This is a genomic window from Ekhidna sp., from assembly GCF_039940915.1.
Taxonomy (GTDB): Bacteria; Bacteroidota; Bacteroidia; order Cytophagales; family Cyclobacteriaceae; genus Ekhidna.
The window spans coordinates 603,579-621,621 of record NZ_JBDVFO010000001.1 but is presented as its reverse complement, the minus strand read 5'-3'; the positions used below and the strand labels follow the sequence as shown (position 1 = coordinate 621,621).

General features: G+C 40.8%; 10 protein-coding genes. 6 read left to right on the top strand and 4 right to left on the bottom strand.

Annotated elements, in window-relative coordinates; translation table 11 throughout:
• Nucleotides 1-149: 149 nt before the first annotated feature.
• The 4 genes from ABJF57_RS02830 (at nucleotide 150) to ABJF57_RS02815 (ending at nucleotide 9,491) form a co-directional block, all read left to right on the top strand.
• Nucleotides 150-3,023, top strand: coding sequence for a sensor histidine kinase (locus tag ABJF57_RS02830; protein ID WP_462231441.1), 2,874 nt, complete (start codon nucleotides 150-152; stop codon nucleotides 3,021-3,023).
• Nucleotides 3,024-3,103: 80 nt separating this feature from the next.
• Nucleotides 3,104-3,853, top strand: a complete 750-nt coding sequence (locus ABJF57_RS02825) for a LytR/AlgR family response regulator transcription factor (RefSeq protein WP_462231443.1) — start codon at nucleotides 3,104-3,106, stop codon at nucleotides 3,851-3,853.
• A 110-nt stretch (nucleotides 3,854-3,963) separates the two neighbouring features.
• Entirely contained in the window at nucleotides 3,964-9,030 is a 5,067-nt protein-coding gene (locus ABJF57_RS02820) for a LamG-like jellyroll fold domain-containing protein (RefSeq protein WP_462231445.1), read from the top strand.
• Between the two features lie 95 nt (nucleotides 9,031-9,125).
• Nucleotides 9,126-9,491: a hypothetical protein gene (locus tag ABJF57_RS02815; RefSeq protein ID WP_462231447.1), complete on the top strand. Its 366-nt coding sequence runs from the start codon at nucleotides 9,126-9,128 to the stop codon at nucleotides 9,489-9,491.
• On the opposite strand, the gene ABJF57_RS02810 is transcribed toward ABJF57_RS02815, so the two are convergent.
• From ABJF57_RS02810 to ABJF57_RS02800, 3 genes are read right to left on the bottom strand one after another with little or no spacing between them, the layout of a single operon-like run.
• A complete protein-coding gene (locus ABJF57_RS02810; protein WP_462231449.1) occupies nucleotides 9,488-10,819 on the bottom strand; it encodes a deoxyguanosinetriphosphate triphosphohydrolase in 1,332 nt (443 codons plus the stop codon). The two genes, ABJF57_RS02815 and ABJF57_RS02810, sit on opposite strands and share 4 nt — an antisense overlap.
• A gap of 9 nt (nucleotides 10,820-10,828) precedes the next feature.
• Nucleotides 10,829-11,620 carry a zinc-dependent peptidase gene (locus tag ABJF57_RS02805; RefSeq protein ID WP_462231451.1) on the bottom strand — a complete coding sequence of 264 codons (792 nt, stop codon included), beginning with the start codon at nucleotides 11,618-11,620 and terminating at the stop codon, nucleotides 10,829-10,831.
• The gene (locus ABJF57_RS02800; protein WP_462231453.1) at nucleotides 11,617-13,164 is read right to left on the bottom strand and encodes a glycine--tRNA ligase; all 1,548 of its coding nucleotides are present in this window, start codon (nucleotides 13,162-13,164) and stop codon (nucleotides 11,617-11,619) included. Before ABJF57_RS02800 ends, ABJF57_RS02805 begins: the two co-directional genes overlap by 4 nt.
• 240 nt (nucleotides 13,165-13,404) lie before the next feature.
• Between ABJF57_RS02800 and ABJF57_RS02795 the strand changes: the two genes are divergently transcribed.
• Both ABJF57_RS02795 and ABJF57_RS02790 read left to right on the top strand, forming a co-directional pair.
• On the top strand, nucleotides 13,405-15,633 hold the full coding sequence (locus tag ABJF57_RS02795; protein ID WP_462231455.1) for a SulP family inorganic anion transporter: 2,229 nt from the start codon (nucleotides 13,405-13,407) through the stop codon (nucleotides 15,631-15,633).
• A 219-nt stretch (nucleotides 15,634-15,852) separates the two neighbouring features.
• On the top strand, nucleotides 15,853-16,596 hold the full coding sequence (locus tag ABJF57_RS02790; RefSeq protein ID WP_462231457.1) for a DUF547 domain-containing protein: 744 nt from the start codon (nucleotides 15,853-15,855) through the stop codon (nucleotides 16,594-16,596).
• A 44-nt stretch (nucleotides 16,597-16,640) separates the two neighbouring features.
• On the opposite strand, the gene ABJF57_RS02785 is transcribed toward ABJF57_RS02790, so the two are convergent.
• The gene (locus ABJF57_RS02785) at nucleotides 16,641-17,951 is read right to left on the bottom strand and encodes a UDP-glucose dehydrogenase family protein (RefSeq protein ID WP_462231459.1); all 1,311 of its coding nucleotides are present in this window, start codon (nucleotides 17,949-17,951) and stop codon (nucleotides 16,641-16,643) included.
• Nucleotides 17,952-18,043 lie beyond the last annotated feature (92 nt).

Below are 18,043 nucleotides of genomic sequence, written 5' to 3'. Positions count from 1 at the left end.
ATCAAACATCACGTGATTGATTTGCGATCAATTGAGATTGCTGTGAGTAAGCTAGCTAAGACAGCTAAAATACCATACGAGTTCACCGGGCGCACATTTTTTCCAAACTTCAGATTGTAGCTAAATTGAAGACGATATCTTAACTATCGATGTTCAAAAGATCATTTGTAAGCATACTATTTCACTTTCTTTTAATCGGAGCTGTGTTCTCACAGACTCCTCATCATCAAATTATTGGAGGAGAAGTATTTTCTGGGATTGATATCTATGGGATTGCCCAGGATGCCAATCAAGATTATTGGTTCACGACAAATAAGGGACTTTATAGTTATGATGGATACGTTTTTCAAAACTATGACCACCCAGAAATAAAGAATAGTTCTTTTTTTAATCCGACAATTGATTATCAAGGTAATGTCTATTGCAGCAATTTATCTGGCCAAATATTTAAAGTGTCGGATGGGCAGATGAGCTTATTCCATCAGGTGCCAGATTCTTTGCTTGGCTCATATCTAAGTTTTGATTTTTTGTTGGATAACAGCTTGGTAGTGAATTCCAAAAGCTGTTATCGATTTTCAAATGATTCCATCTTTAAGTTGATTGATAAAGTAGAAAGGGGGTTTATTTCAGCAAGCCTTATGCGTCACAGGGATGGTTCGCTTAGTTTGCATGCGAAGGAAAATCGTCTGTTTAGCATAGATACGAGTCAAGTTGAAGAAATCGAACTGGAGACCTCTTCCCAAACAGATTTTGACCTGTTTTCATTTTTTGATCATAAAAGAGGCCCACTATTTGGCAATAAAGGCTTAGAGCTATTTGCAGTAAGCGATACAGTAAATCATACGATAGTACTCGAATCAATCTTTCAATCGAGTGAGCGGTTAAGTAGAATTTACCTAACCGAAAATGCTGTTTGGGTGGCAAGTGATCGTAACGGATGCAGAAGGATTCCACTCACCGAAAAGTATGGAAAAAGAATCGACCTAAGTGGAGAAACATTATTTGGAGATTATTTCATTTCGTATGTTCATGAAGACCATGAGGGGAATATTCTACTGGGCACATTTGGTACCGGAATCATCGTGATTCCAAATACAAGCACGACTAATTTGACTTCATTGGATCACCTCAACGCCTCCAGTATTTGCTCAAATTATGATGGAGGAATACTTATTGGCACCACCAAAGGTGAGGTGTATGATTGGACGAAACAGGAGCTCTTTTTGATTAAAGAACAAGGGGATAAATATGTCCAGGTATTGGAATACATGCCTACTGACGACTTGTTGTTTGTAGATCAAACGAACTTTTATGTGTACAGCAGGATGTCGCGCAAACAATTGGCCAAGCTATCGATAGGCGCAGTAAAAGATGTATCAAAATTATCAGGCAGCCAATTCGCCTTTGCCACAAATAATAGATTAGCGGTTTTAGCATGGGACGGCAAGCAATTTGACACACAGTATGTGTCGAATATTGGAAGAACATATGCCGTGGAAAATATTCCAGGAACCTCATCATTGATCGTTGCATCAAGTCAAGGGTTAAAAAAAGTAGATAGCGCTCAGGTGAGCAATGTGTTATTCAATGAAAATTCGATTCTTGTTAACGACCTGGAGGCGACTCAAGAATTGGTGCTTATTGCAACTCAAAAGCACGGATTATTACAGCTTGGTACAGATGGCTTGCAATCATTTGTAGAGGTAAATGACAAACTACTCGATAAGAATGTGAGGCAGGTTCAGGTTCGGGAACCCTATATTTTTCTTTCAACAGAAGGAGGGTTTCAAATGTTTAATAGGCTCACTAATGAAGTATTCAGTATTAGCGAATCTGACGGTCTATCGATAAAGAAGATTCAGGATTTTGTCGTAGATGAGGAGTCTATATGGTTCTTACATCAAAAGGGTATTCAGAAGATGAAACTCCAGGAGTTGCTTCATTCGAAAAATCTTCCCTCCATTCGGGACATAGATGCCATTAATGCGGCAGATGAAATCATTTCTGATGGTATTGTTTTCGAACATTTTGAAAACAACTTGAAGTTCAAAATAGATGCGCAATCTTTAAGAAATAGAAATGATCTCACCTACTCCTATTTTTTGGACCCGATTTCTGCTCGATGGGAAACAAACGAGTATGTCGATAACAAAATTGAATATCAGTCGCTGCCTCCGGGTGATTATACTTTTAAAGTACGACTGAATTACAAAAAACAGCCCGTTGATGAGGCATCTTATGCATTCACAATTCGAGCCCCATTTTGGCAGACGTGGTGGTTTTATGTCTTAAATGCTTTTGCATTGGTTTTCGTTACTTACCTGTTTTTCAGAAAGAGGTTAATTGATCAAAAGAGGAGAGCCGATGAAATCAACCAATTAAATGAGTCTAAACTTTCTGCACTTCAGTCCCAAATGAATCCTCATTTTATTTTCAATGCTTTGAACTCAATTCAAGAGTATATCATCTTAAATGAAAGAAAGCTGGCGGGAAAATACCTTGGCAAATTCGCAGACCTCATGAGGATATATTTGAACTACAGCCAGGCAAAGTTCATTTCACTTCAGCAAGAGATCGAAGCGCTCAATTTGTATATGGAATTGGAGAAACTGCGATTTGAAGAATTACTTTCATATGAGATAGAGTTAGATGATAGCATTGAGATGAATGATCAAATTCCATCACTTCTTATTCAACCGTATGTGGAGAATGCCTTGAAACATGGACTCCTTCATAAGAAGGACAATAGAGTGTTGATTGTGAAGATGGTTAAGGAATCTGATGACTTTCTAGTTTGCTCTATTATGGATAATGGAATAGGGAGAAAAAGGTCTATGGAAATAAATAAGAAAAGGAATCCAAATCACAAATCTTTCGCAACTACTGCGACACAGAGCAGACTCAATTTGATCAACAATGGATTGAAAAAAAGCATCGGTGTGACAACAGAAGATTTATATTATCCAGATGGGGAGCCGGCAGGGACAAAGGTGGAGTTAATCATTCCCCTGTTTGACAATTAGGAAACTCAAAAGGCTGTTTTGGAAGTCTGGGATGTGTCTTTTTTTCCATACAAGCTATCTTGAACTCGAAAAGATCTGACATGAAGGCAATTATTATAGATGACGAGCAGAAAGCAAGAAACTTGCTTCGGATATTATTGAAGGAAAATTGTCCTCAAATTAAGGATATTCATGAAGCGGAAGGTCTTCCTGAAGGCGTCCGACTCATCAATGAAATCAAACCAGAAATTATCTTTCTAGATATAGAAATGCCTGGGTATTCTGGAATAGAGTTGCTGGATTTCTTCTCTCCAGATCAAATAGATTTTGAAATTATCTTTACAACAGCCTATAGCGAATATGCAATCAAAGCATTTGAGCTTAATGCTGTTGATTATTTACTCAAGCCTTTAAGAGACGAGCAGGTAGAAAGTGCAGTGAGCAAAGCGATCCACCAACGCGGAAACTCCAATGTCAACGAGCGGTTTGAAGAATTGAAGAATACCTTAAAGACATCTAGTGTAAGAAAAATTGGGCTGCCGGTTTCAAATGGTATCCTATTTGTGAAGTTTGATGACATCATTCTGTTAGAAGCTGATAGGATGTATACCCAAGTGTTCACGCTTAGCGATGGAGAAATACTTGTTTCTAAGCCCTTGAAGTATTTTTCAGATTTGCTGAGTGATTCAAATGAATTTTACCAGCCTCATCGATCCTTTTTGATCAATCTCAAGCACATGAAGCAGTACGTAAATCAGGATGGCGGCTATATCATCATGGACAACCAGAAAAATGTAAGTATCTCCAGAGATCGTCGCGATGAGTTCTTTCAGGTAATGCAAAATGTTTAATGGGTTTTCATTTCGGAAATTAAGAGTGGCAGTTCGGAAGTTGATATAAGAAACTGCATACCCCTAATTCCATTTTTGGTGCTGATTTTAATCTACCAAACAGCACCGTCATGAAAAAAATACGACTATTCGCAATCATCTCATTTATCTGTTCTTTTTCCGCTTTCAGCCAGTGTAACATTGCAAGTCAAAGCATTACTGAAGATTTCAATGCTCCTGTTAGCTGCTGGAGCTTTACTGCAACAAATAATTTAGCAGCAAACTTTACTGGGGTCTCCGGTGGAGTTTTACGAATGATTCCGAAACACATCGGCTCTCTTGCGGTGCTTCCAAGAGTATATAATGGGAACGGGATGCTCTCTTTCGATATTACGGGTTTAGGAACTTGGCAAGTGGGCGTTATGTCAAGTCCGTCAGATGGAGGCTCATTCATAGAAATAGCCAATGGCGTAATAAACAGCAGTGTTTACAGTAGTCGAACAATCGATTTTTCCTCCTATCAAGGGGATTATCAATATGTTGCGATTTTGGTTACAAAAGGTGTTTACGCCAATGCAAATGTTGCGATTGAGGACCTTACCTACACGAGTGGTTGCCCAATCAATGAATTTGCTGTTTTCAATGTAAACGAGGACATATCAGTGGCTCTCGATGCGGCTGGAAATGCTAACATTACTGTTGCAGATATCAACTTGAGTTCAGTGACAACTTGTGGTAATCCGATAACGAGCCTGAGCTTAGACGCCTCCGCTTTTACCTGTGCAGATATAGGGGTGAATAATGTAAACCTAACGGCAACTTATCTCGGAAATACGATAGGAGTTCTTTCAGTGCCGATAACAGTTGAAGATAATATAGCACCTATAGCAACAGGACAAAATATTGCCGTGAATGTTGATGCGAATACAGGTCTGGGAATAATCAACGCGTCAATGATAGATAATGGATCGTCAGACAATTGCAGCGGATCCTTGGTTAAGACGCTTTCAAAAACCACGTTCAGGTGTGAAGATACGGGAGACAACATTGTGACCTTGTCAGTGGAAGATGCAAGTGGAAACGTTTCGTCAACGGACGTTACTGTGACGGTTACATCTGTGGTGGTCGATGAATCTGTTACACCATTGGTGGCTGATTTTTGTACGGATGGAAGCACCGGCACCACGATATCAACAGGAAGTTCGCAACTTGGATTTAACTATTCTCTTAGAAACAGTGCTACAAACACCATCGTTGATGGACCCTATGCTGGAACAGGAAATGCAATAGATTTCGCTACAGGCAATTTGAGTGAGACCACCACATTTAACGTACTCACAGAAAAAGTGCGGACAGCTACGCAATCGGCGCTTGAATTTGACGGAATTGACGACTATGTGAATTTTGGAACGGATAACAGGGGGATTGCAGCGCAAATTACTTTAGCGAGCTGGGTGAAGACGACTGCCACAGCCGCTGGTTTCTTGATCGCCAAGTATGATGGCACCAATGGATTCTTGCTATTCATGGATGCGAATGGAAATGTGAAGCTAGATGGCAGAGATGGGAGCGGAAGCTATCGCTCTTCTGGAGTTTCAACCACTGCAATAAACGACAATGAATGGCATTATGTCGTTGGAACGATTAATGTGACAACAGGTAATTGGAGAATCTATGTAGATGGAGTTCAAGAAAACGGAGCTACACATGCTGCGGCTACTACACTTGCATCCACAGCAAATCTTTACTTTGGAGCACAGTCTGCTATTTATTTTGCAGGTTCGATAGATCAGGCAACCATTTGGAATACGGAACTTGATGCATCCACAATTCTTTCCAATTACAATGCATGTCTAACCGGATCTGAGACCGGAATCGTGGGACATTATATTTTCGAAGATGGCTCTGGAACGACCCTAACAGATCAATCAGTATCCGCAATTGATGGAGCATTGACAAATATGGATGGAGCCACCGATTGGATTCAGGTAATCAGTCCATCTTGTGCGGAAAAAGTATGTGAATATCAAATGTCAACAGAAGTAACAATAGGTGATCAAACACCTCCTATAGCCGTGGCTCAAGATTTCACACTTCCTTTAAATAATCTTCCGGATGCAACCCTGACAATTGCTGACATTAATAACGGATCGTCAGACAATTGTACATCGGCTCCCAACTTGATTTTGTCATTGGACAAAACAGTTTTTACATGTGATGACATTGGGTCAAATAGTGTCGTTCTCACCGTTGAGGACGAAGCAGGAAACACAACAACCGCAACCGCTACAGTTACCGTTACTTCTTCTATCAACGACGAAACTGTGACAATTGCTGATGCAAGCTTATGCGCTTCAGGTACTCCTTCCACAACCGTTTCTATTGCCAGCTCAGTCGTAGGGGTCAACTATTTTCTTAGAAATAGTAGCGATGATGCGATCTTGGATGGCCCAATTCCAGGGACAGGATCAGCATTAAATTTTAGTTCTGGCGTTCTGAGCTCAACAACAACTTTCAATGTCTTAGCGGAATCAGAAGGAATCACGAGAACCGTGCTGGATTTTGATGGTTCAGATGATTTTGTGAATACAGGAAATGGTAACAGGGGCATAGTCACAGAAATTACGGTGGCAACCTGGATTAAATCCTCTGGCACGGGAACCCAAATCATTGCTTCAAACTTTAGTGGGACTAGTGGAGTCATCTTATACTTAAATGGGGGTAATGTTGCTATTGATGGTGCCGATGGAGCTGGATACAAATCCTCCGGTTTTTCCACAACATCAATCAATGACAATGAATGGCATTATGTTGCTGGGGTAATAGATGTCAGTACGGGTGTATGGGAAATCTATGTTGACGGAGAGCTTGAAAACTCGACGACCAACGCTACCGGAACAACATTAGCTTCTACTACAGACCTCATCATTGGCTTCTACAACGGACTTTATTTTGATGGATCGATCGATGAATTGTCCATTTGGAATAGCGCCCTGGATCAATCAGCGATACAGACGAGTATGGGTAGCAGCATGGCTGGAACAGAACCGAATGTTGTTGGGCATTATCAATTTGGAGATGCGGCAGGAAGTGTCTTGACTGACGCATCTACCCTGTCCCTGAACGGCACACTTACAAATATGGATCCCGCTACAGATTGGCGGAGCGATAACACCCCTGGCTGCCAGATGGAAATGAGCATGGAAGTCAGTGTGGCATTAGAAGACAACATAGATCCAACCGCCGTAGCTCAAGACTTGACCATTCAGCTTGATGCCGCAGGGAATGCGACGCTTGCTGCCTCAAGTGTTGACAATGGATCTTCAGACAATTGCTCGATCACTCAAAACCTTCAGCTAAGTCTAGACAAAACCTCATTTTCATGTGCTGACCTTGGTGCGAATACCGTTATGCTTACCGTAGAGGATGAAGCAGGAAACCAATCATCAACCTCAGCGACCGTAACAGTAGAAGACAATCTAAGACCGACCGTGTCAACTCAGAATATCACTGTTCCTCTTGACGCTTCTGGCAATGCATCCATTAATGCTGGTGACATCAATGATGGCTCTTCTGATCTGTGTACTTCGGAAGCTAACCTGATTTTTAGTTTGGATAAACACACTTTTACATGCGCGGATCTTGGAGCTAATGCCATTTCATTTACTGTAGAGGATGAATCTGGAAACCAAAGTACAGAAACAGCTCAGGTGACTGTGGTTGATAACCTATCACCCATCGCAATTACACAAGATATTACACTGGAGCTCGACGCAACTGGCAACGCAACAATCGATGCAACTCAAGTTAATAATGGGTCAAATGATAATTGCAGGGCAGCAGCAAATCTTACTTTAGGCCTTGATGTGTCCACATTCAATTGCTCTGATCTTGGAGCCAATACGGTAAACATTACAGTGACGGATGAATCTGGGAATCAGACAACCGAAAGCGCCACCATAACAGTTGTCGATCTACTTGTTCCAATGGTAGTAACGCGAGATATTTCCGTTTTTTTGGATGATAGTGGAAGCGCCGCAATTTCAGCATCCGAGATAGATAACGGCTCAAACGATAACTGTACCTCCCAGTTGGGTTTGGTTATGTCTTTAGATATCTCTTCATTCAATCAATCTGATGTTGGAGCCAATACAGTCACATTGTCTGTAGAAGATGCTAATGGTAATGTCGGGATTGGGCAAGCGACAGTCACTATTGTTGATAAGACTCCACAAGTCATATCATTTACAGTTTCAGATAAGCAGTATGGAGATGCACCATTTACACTTTTGGCCACATCCGATGCTGGATTGCCTGTAAGTTTCAACTTGCTGGATGGCCCGGCATCTTTATCTGGAAACACTCTGACAATCACAGGAGTGGGAACGATCATGATAGAGGCTTTTCAATCGGGTGACGCAACGTATCATGAAGCGTCCGCGCAGCAAACCTTTACCGTAAACCCAGCGACGCTTACCATTTCAGCCACCGATCAAACCATCACTTACGGGGATGCCATACCATCTTTAGAATTCAGTTACAGTGGTTTTGGCAATGGAGAAGATGCTTCTGTTTTAATAGAAGAACCCGTCATAAGTACAGTGGCTACCAGTACCAGTGATGCAGGAACCTACGATATTGTTTTATCTGGTGGAATGGCGAACAACTATGTACTTTCATTGATTAACGGAACTTTGCTGATAGAGAAGGCTGACCAAATAATTAGCATAGAAGCAATCGAGGATAAAGAACCAAGTGCCAATCCTTTTGATGTGATAGCGAGTGTAAATTCTGGCTTGGATCTTAGCTATGAAGTGAGCGGACCTGCCACCATAGTTGGTACCACAATAACTTTGGATGGAACAGAGGGCCTGGTGACCGTAACAGTATCCCAATTGGGAGACATAAACAGGAATTCAGCATCGTCATCGATAACCTTTAATGTAGCCACTCCACTGGCCATCGGAGATGAAGAAAATAGCATAAAGCTATATCCTAACCCAACTGCTGACTACCTCTATTTTGATATTCCCGAAATCTTTTCAGTTAGAATTTTTTCCATGGATGGAAGAATAAGAAAAATATCAAAAAAAGTAAATAAAAAGATGGATGTATCAGACTTGGCAGCTGGCAGCTATCTAGTGGAAATAACAGTAAAAGATGACAAAGAAATTCATCGCATGATTAAGGTAAACTAAGGCAGCAGAAGCTATGGCTTTTGCAAAGAGACGACCCGTAAGGGTCGTTTTTTTTATGATATGTGAGTACTTTTAATTTTATAAAATTAAAAGCTATGCCTAAAATTCGAATCAAATCCGTGCAATGCACCACTCCAGATGAGATAGACAAAGATGAAATGTATCTGAAAATGGATGGACACAAGATTTGGCCGGAAGGCGAAAAATACCATCGAGTAGATACCGGAGATGTGGAAGAAGTAAACCTGATATTGGAAGTAGCTGAAGGATGGAATGAGATCGAAGTTTGGGATTATGATTTTGTGAGCTTAAACGATAAGTTGGGTGTTTTTAAGTTTAAGGTAGATGATACCATAGGCAAGTATTCAACATCCATGACATTACTGGAAAGAGACAGTACCGCCAGCTATCTTTTGTTTTGGGAGATTCTGGATGAGGATGGAAAGTCTGTAGATGACTAAACAGGTAGGCGATACCCCTTAATAGTTTTATAAAGTCTTACAGCATGAGAGTCGGTTAGTCCGCTGATGAAATCTATGACGATTTGTAAGGCCTCATATACTGAATCGATGCCTTTTAACTGAACTTCGTACTCTTCCGGGAGCAATCGCAATATTGATTTATGTTTTGGGAGAGGCTGATCAAACTTATTTGCGTAGACTGATGTAGCAAAGGCCTCAATCAAATTATCAATGACTTCATAGCCTCCAGCTTCCTTTTCCAGTACAAGTTTGGAGCGATAGATTTTATCAATAGAAAGCTTTATGATCTTTTTCATTGCAGGAGCAGAAGGAATGAGGCCGGTCAGGTCTGTATCAAAAGATCCCGCAAGCATCGCTTCTTCATTTGCGATGAATGCGTCAGAACATTCTTGAATTAATTTACCGATAGCCAAAGCTCTAAGAGTTCCCAACTTCTCGTTTTGCGATTCGATTTTTTGAACTTTCTCTTCAGAATATGAGTCGCCGATAATCTCAGCTAGCAAATCTTTAACTTGATCGAATGGCACCAACCCTAACCTGCATCCATCTTCAAGGTCAATGATGTGATAGCAGATATCGTCTGCCGCTTCTACAAGAAATGCCAAAGGATGCCTGCACCATTTGGAACCGCCCAAAGAAACAAGTGCCATTTCATTGGCCATTTCATTGAACAAGTTTGAATTGCACTGATAGTAGCCAAATTTCCTTTGACTTTTCCTTTTTTTCTCTTTCTCGCAAGAGGAGGAAAGCGGATACTTCGTAAACGCACCAAGTGTGGCATAAGTCAACTTCAACCCCCCAATACCTTGGCTGTTCAAAATCCGGAGACCCTGAGCGTTGCCCTCAAAAGTGGTCAAGTCTTTCCACTCCTGATCAGATACTTTGTTCTTGAAAAACTGACCTTTATTGTTCGTCAAAAAGAATGACGAAATACTATCTTCTCCAGAGTGTCCAAATGGTGGATTGCCTAGATCATGTGCCAGACATGCTGCTCCAACGATGCCTCCAAAATCATGCGTGGTGTAGCCCGCCTTTATGAGTTCTGGGTACTTTTCCAGTAGAAAGGTCCCAGCGTTTTTTGCCAGCGAACGTCCCACCACCGATACTTCCAAACTGTGCGTCAGACGTGTATGAACGAAATCATCCTCCGGTAAAGGGAAAACCTGTGTTTTGTCTTGCAGTTTTCTGAATGGATGCGAAAAAATGATGCGATCGAAATCTTGCTCAAATCGACTTCTGGTTTGATCGTGAGCAACATTTTTTATTTCTCCGGGACGTTTATGCGAAAGAAGTTGAAGCCAATTCATGTTGAAAAATTAGGTGTTTTCTAGCAATAGTGGATTTTGACGAAGCAAGCGACACATCGTATGAAATGTCTTAGGATGCTTTTGTAGGAATTCTTCGGGACGCTCAAAGAAATTTTCAACAGCTACTGCAAAAAACTCTTCGTTGTTCACGCCTCCATACTTTCTAAAGAAAGTTTCTTGCCCATCGATGATTTCCTTCATGGTTTGCCGAGCATGGACTTCCCATTCCTTAAGCACCCACTCTTCTAAGAACCCATGCTCTTCATTGATGATTCTGTTTTCCAACCTCAACGCATGAGCCATTTCATGCAAGCCAAGATTTCGGCCATCTTCTTCCAAATAGCCTTCCACAAAGTCTTTCCATGATAAAGCAATTGCTTTCAGTCGCGGGTTTACCTCACCTTTATGATACGCTTGATTGGTGTGATTATAAAAGCTTTCTGGGAAGACAAAGATTTTGTAGAAATAAGGGAAAGTGATCCCTTTAAAGCCAAAAGTAAGTTGTGCTGCAGAAGCAGAAATCAAGACTTTCATTTCGTCTGAAACCGACTGCATTTGTCTAGCTATAAACTCCTTGCTTGACATAAATCTGGCTACTTTTTTGACGAAAATTTCCTTTGATTTAGGAGGGAGTTTTTGATAGTACACGAAATGTTTCTCTAAATAGGCGACATGCTTTTCATCAAAAAAATAGGGTGAAAAGTGCGACTTGGCTTCAAGCAGAAAATACATGAATAAATCTTTGAAAATACTCAAAATCATGAATGCCAAGAATCCAATAAAGAGAATGAAGATGATCATTGCATTTTTAGCAAGTTCTTCATGTCAACCTTATCGTGTAGCTTCTGAATCAGCTCAGCAACAGATACTCGCTCTTGGCTCATGCTATCACGCTCACGTATGGTGACGGTGTTGTCTTCCAAGGTTTGATGGTCAATGGTCACACAGTAAGGTGTGCCAATGGCATCTTGCCTTCGATACCTTCTTCCAATGGCATCTTTCACGTCATACTGGAATGAGAAGTCAAACCGGATTTCGTTAAGAATATCCTCAGCCTTTTCTGGGAGACCATCCTTATTCACCAATGGAAGTATTGCGACTTTGTTGGGCGCCAGAGCTGGTGGAATTCGAAGCACGGTACGTTCGCTTCCATCTTCCAGTTTTTCTTCTACATATGCTGCGGACATCACCGCAAGAAACATCCTATCCAAACCAATGGACGTTTCAACCACGTATGGGACATAGCTTTCATTAGTATTCTGATCAAAAAATTGAAGTTTCTTACCAGAATGTTCTTCATGAGACTTCAGATCAAAGTCAGTTCGGGAGTGAATGCCCTCCAACTCCTTAAAGCCCATCGGGAAGTTGAATTCTATATCAGAGGCAGCATTGGCATAGTGAGCAAGACTTATGTGATCATGAAAGCGGTAATTGTCTTCTCCCAGTCCTAAAGCCTTATGCCAGTTGATTCTTTTCTGCTTCCAGTGCTCGTACCATTCCATCTCAGTGCCGGGCTTTACAAAGAATTGCATTTCCATTTGCTCAAATTCACGCATTCTAAAAATGAATTGACGTGCAATGATTTCATTCCGGAAAGCTTTCCCTATTTGTGCGATTCCGAATGGGGGCTTCATCCGAGCCGTCTTTTGAACATTGAGATAATTCACGAAAATACCCTGGGCAGTTTCAGGTCTCAGGTAGATTTTATCTGCACCCTCAGCCAACGATCCCATTTCCGTAGAAAACATCAAATTGAATTGACGTACATCTGTCCAGTTTTTCGAACCAGATACGGGATCGGCTATTTCAAGTTCCTCGATCAGTGCCTTTACATCTGTTAAGTCCCCTGACCCAAGCGCAGTGCCAAGACGTTCCTCAATTGCCTTAATTTTTTCTTTGTAACCAACCACTCGTGGGTTTGTGGAGACGAACTGACCTTCATCAAACGAATCACCAAAACGCTTGGCAGCTTTTGTGACTTCTTTGGCAATCTTACCTTCCACCTTGGCGATATAATCTTCGACTAATACATCGGCTCGATAGCGTTTCTTAGAGTCTTTATTGTCAATTAATGGATCATTGAAAGCATCAACATGGCCGGAAGCTTTCCAGGTAGTGGGGTGCATAAAGATTGCAGCATCTATACCTACAATATTTTCATGCATTCGCACCATTGCCTGCCACCAGTATTCTTTGATGTTGTTCTTAAGCTCCGATCCGTTTGGGCCATAATCATAGGTAGCTCCTAAGCCATCATAAATGTCACTCGATGGATAGATAAATCCATACTCTTTGCAGTGAGAAACAATGTTTTTAAGTGATCCTCCGTCAGGTGTATTGCTCATAGCCCGCAAAGATAGGTTTAGCTATTTTCTTTTGCCTACCTACTTCTAATTTTGTCACGCATCCATTTCAACTGAAGTTTGTTCAAAACTTTGATTGCTCCTTAATCAGGATTGGTATTAGGGGTTTCTGAGTTCATTCTTCTGATTCAAATCAGTTTTCCGCTCTTTTCTAATAGTTGCGAATATTCGCTACTTTATGTGAATCGGTTATTATTTTACAAACCATAGGATACTGAATAAATGGAAACTGTACCTAAAAAAGGCTTTCAAGGATTAATTGAAAATTGGCAAAGCGATTTGATCGCTGCGGTGAGTGTAGCGCTTATTGCTTTGCCTCTTTCATTGGGTATTGCTTTGGCCGCAGGGGCGCCTGCCATGGCGGGGATCATTTCAGCAATTGTTGGTGGTGTGGTCACTACCTTTTATCGGGGGGGGCATGTATCCGTTAACGGACCGGCAAAGGGAGTGATTGGGGTGATCCTTTTGGGTATTGTATTGATGGATGATGGTTCGGGCCAGGCCTTTAATTATATATTGGCAGCAGTGGTTGTTTCAGGTGCCATTCAAGCTGTTTTGGGACTATTGAAATTGGGCCGACTGGCAGATATCTTCCATACTTCTGTCATTCACGGCATTTTGGCGGCCATTGGGATCATCATAGTTGCAAAACAGATCCATGTGGCGATGGGTACTCAATCTGATAGCCCAAGCATTATCCAAAACCTCATTGATGCCATTGTATACTTACCTCAAGTCAATCCTTTTGTGTTGATTATTTCTTTGGTGGGCTTATTTCTATTATTGTTTCATTCCAAAATTAGTAACCGGTTTTTTCATTTTTTGCCTGCCCCGATGTGGGTTATCGCTCTATCCATTCCATTTGCTTATGCTTTCAATTTCTTTGACCCACACACACTTTCATTCCTCGGTAAAGCTTATGAGGTTGGCCCTCATCTGTTGCTGGACATTCCCGACTCCTTCAAGGATTCAATTATGCATCCCAACTTCAGTAAAGTTGACACGCTGGAATTCTGGACAACCGTCTTTTCCATTTTGATAATCACAAGTATTGAATCCTTAGCCATTGCGAAAGCCGTTGACAAAATTGACCCTTATAAGCGAAAGACGGATTTGAATAAAGATCTGACAGGCATTGGATTGAGTACAATGGCAGCTGGTTTCATTGGAGGTTTGCCAATCATTGCTGTGATTATTCGAAGTACGGTCAATATCCATAATGGGGCGAAGACCAAGTGGTCTAATTTGTATCAGGGGCTATTACTGCTGCTTTTTATTGTGCTATTGAGCCCAATCATGAGCCAGGTCCCATTATGTGCTTTTGCTATTCTACTCGTTTATACTGGATTTAAACTAGCATCCCCTGCAGTCTTCAAACAAGCGTATGATCAGGGAACTGAACAACTCATCTTCTTTATTGGCACGATGATCATGACCTTATATACCAACTTATTAATTGGTTTGCTTGGTGGATCATTATTGGCACTCGTTACCCATATGTTATTGGCGAGGATGTCCATTGCTCAATTTTTTAGAATGATTTATCAATCACGCACAAAATTGATAAAGCGACCAGATGGCGGTTTTGATTTGAAAATTAGGGGGATTGCAAATTTCTTAGGCATATTGAATATCGACAAATTAGCTGCTCAAATTCCTTCAGGTGCAGACGTCAATATTGATTTATCAGAAACAAGATTGGTGGGCATGACCTATATGGATTACCTGGTGGAATTCTTAAAGATGCAAAGAGAAACGGGAGGCAAAGTCTTTATCACAGGATTGGATTCGCATGTTTCATCCTCCGGATATAATAGGGCGTTAAAACTTAGCTTGACCAGTTCTGCTAAATTATCGCAAAGGCAAAAACGATTACGAAATCTAGCAACTAAGAAAGATTATCAATTCAGTAGCCAAATGGATTGGAATACGATTTATCTACAGAAATTCCACTTTTTTGAAATTAGGCCTATTGAAGGAAAAACCAATACGCTCAAAGGAACCTATGATGATTTGGATGTATCCTGGGAAATTGCCGATGTAACCTTTAATGAGGGCCATGCTTTTACAGCGGAGACGTTCAATACAACACTCATGGTTTTAAAATTGAATAAAAACATACCGGTTTTCACCATGGAAAAAGAAGGAGTATTTGAAAGAATATTTGATCGAGTAATGGCTTTTTCAGGGTATAAAGACATTGATTTTGACATATATCCGGATTTTTCTAAGAAATTCCTTCTTAAGGGGAATAATGAATCTGAGATTCGATCATTTTTCACAGATGAAATCATTCGTTTTTTCGAAAATCATCAAATTCATCATTTAGAAAGCAATGGTGAGGCACTACTCATTTTTAACAAAATTAAACTGGCACGGACTGATGAAACACTTGCGTTTATAGGGTATGGTAAAGAATTGGCTACTCTCCTAGATGCGCAAACATCCTAACAATTCTGTTCTGGCATGCTGACGTTATATCTTGGCCTGCTATTCTCATCCCAAAAAGACTGCAACAGCCATTATTGACTTTTTGTTGGTCTAATTGAATCCAAATGTTTGTCTTTTGGCGTACATCTTGTAATGGTTGTTACACTATATTTAATCGAGCTCGAATCAATCAGCCAAGTTGTACGTTCTGGTTAGTGTTAATCCGACAATTTAAATCATATGAATAAGTTCACAATTTTTTTTACATCAATTCTACTATCAGTATCGCTTTTCGGCCAGTCCCGTGTGTCTCACACCCAGTTTGATCAACTGCTACAAGAATATGTCGATGAACAAGGCATGGTCAACTATAAAGGCTTGCAAGCGGATAGATCCTCCCTTAAATCTTACCTATCTATGTTGGAAAGCAATGCGCCTCAAAAGTCATGGACAAGAGATCAAAAGCTTGCTTATTGGATCAATGCGTATAATGCTTATACACTTGATTTAATCTTAGAGCATTATCCAGTGAAGAGTATAAAAGACATTGGGTCAACCATTAAAATACCTTTCGTAAGCACTGCCTGGGACATTAAATTCATCAATATTGGAGGTAAAGAGTATGACCTCAACAATATCGAACACGGAATTATTCGAAAAGAATTTGAGGAGCCAAGAATTCACTTTGCCTTGGTATGTGCTGCAGTTTCGTGCCCCAAGCTTCAGAATCGTGCATACGTTCCGGAAAAGTTAGATGAACAACTTACAAAAGCAGCAAAAGACTTTTTGGGGAATCCTGATAAAAACAACTTTAAAAGTTCCAATAAGGCAACGCTATCTAAGCTGTTCAACTGGTACGGAGGAGACTTCAAGAAGAAGGGGACGCTCGTTGAGTATATAAATAAATATGCTCCTACTCAGCTGAGTAAGAACGCCAATATTGATTGGATGGATTACAATTGGAACTTAAACGAGCAGAAATAAAAAAGGCCCGGATTCAGCCGGGCCTTTTTTAAATGTGAGTGCAATTATTTTACAATTCTTCTTCCAACGCTATGATACTCAAACCCTAGTTCTTGTATCTGCTCAAGGTCATACAAGTTTCGACCATCAAAAATTACTTTATTTTTCAAAGCAGCTGCCATCTTGTCAAATTCTGGTGTGCGGAAAATTGGCCATTCGGTCATCACCATCAATGCATCGGCATCTGTAAGCGCATCGTACTGATCATTTGCATAGTAGATGGCATCCCCAAAAACATCTTTCACATTTTCCATGGCCTCAGGGTCATAAGCCTTTACATTGGCACCTTTGTCAAGGAGTATTCGAATATTCTCTAAAGCAGGAGCTTCTCGGATATCATCCGTGTATGGTTTAAATGCCAGTCCCCAAACAGCGATTGTTTTTCCTTTAATATCTCCATCAAAGTATGCATTAAGCGGGGCAACCAGCTTTTGTTTTTGATGTTGATTGACATCCATTACTGAATTGAGAATTCTGAAATCGTAATTGACTTCATTGGATGATTTAGCTAAAGCTTGAACATCTTTTGGAAAGCAGCTCCCACCATAGCCAATGCCGGCGAATAAAAACCGGTTTCCAATTCTAGAGTCTGTTCCTATTCCTTTTCTCACTTTGTCTACATCCGCACCCATAAGTTCACAGAGGTTTGCGATCTCATTCATGAAAGTGATTTTAGTGGCGAGGAATGAGTTTGCGGCATATTTGGTAAGCTCAGCAGATCGTACATCCATGAAAATTATTGGATTTCCTTGGCGAACAAACGGAGTATAAAGCTTCTGCATGAGTTTGATAGAGCGAGGCTCTTCTGCTCCAATTACAACCCTGTCCGGCTTCATGAAATCGTCAACAGCCACTCCTTCTCTTAAAAATTCCGGATTAGAAACGACTTCAAAATCAACTTTAGCACCCTCCTTCACTTTTGCGGTTACTTTTTCGGCTGTTCCCACCGGAACCGTGCTCTTGTCAACAATTACTGTGAATTCTTCGAGCATAGGACCGAGATCTTCCGCAACTTTCAATACGTATTGAAGATCGGCAGACCCATCCTCTCCGGGAGGAGTTGGCAAAGCAAGAAAAATGATTTGGGCACCTTTTACTCCCTCCTTTAAATTGGTGGTGAACTTAAGCCTACCTTCTCGAATGTTTCTTTCAAATAGAGCTTCTAGTCCAGGCTCGTATATTGTTATCTGCCTATTGCTAAGTTTTTTGACTTTTTCCTCGTCAATATCAATGCAGGTAACATGATTGCCCGTTTCAGCAAAGCAAGTTCCAGTAACTAGGCCTACATACCCAGTTCCAACAACAGCTATTTTCATAAGTAATGATTAATTTAAAAGGACGCGCAAAAGTATAGCTTGTTCGTGAATTCAATTCACGACTAGACTATTTTTTAGCCAACAAGATTAGT

Coding starts and splice junctions, on each gene's coding strand:
- ABJF57_RS02820 (WP_462231445.1), top strand. CDS start 3,964: ATGAAAAAAATACGACTATTCGCAATCATCTCATTTATCTGTTCTTTT.
- ABJF57_RS02830 (WP_462231441.1), top strand. CDS start 150: ATGTTCAAAAGATCATTTGTAAGCATACTATTTCACTTTCTTTTAATC.
- ABJF57_RS02795 (WP_462231455.1), top strand. CDS start 13,405: ATGGAAACTGTACCTAAAAAAGGCTTTCAAGGATTAATTGAAAATTGG.
- ABJF57_RS02785 (WP_462231459.1), bottom strand. CDS start 17,951: ATGAAAATAGCTGTTGTTGGAACTGGGTATGTAGGCCTAGTTACTGGA.
- ABJF57_RS02790 (WP_462231457.1), top strand. CDS start 15,853: ATGAATAAGTTCACAATTTTTTTTACATCAATTCTACTATCAGTATCG.
- ABJF57_RS02800 (WP_462231453.1), bottom strand. CDS start 13,164: ATGAGCAATACACCTGACGGAGGATCACTTAAAAACATTGTTTCTCAC.
- ABJF57_RS02805 (WP_462231451.1), bottom strand. CDS start 11,620: ATGATCATCTTCATTCTCTTTATTGGATTCTTGGCATTCATGATTTTG.
- ABJF57_RS02815 (WP_462231447.1), top strand. CDS start 9,126: ATGCCTAAAATTCGAATCAAATCCGTGCAATGCACCACTCCAGATGAG.
- ABJF57_RS02825 (WP_462231443.1), top strand. CDS start 3,104: ATGAAGGCAATTATTATAGATGACGAGCAGAAAGCAAGAAACTTGCTT.
- ABJF57_RS02810 (WP_462231449.1), bottom strand. CDS start 10,819: ATGAATTGGCTTCAACTTCTTTCGCATAAACGTCCCGGAGAAATAAAA.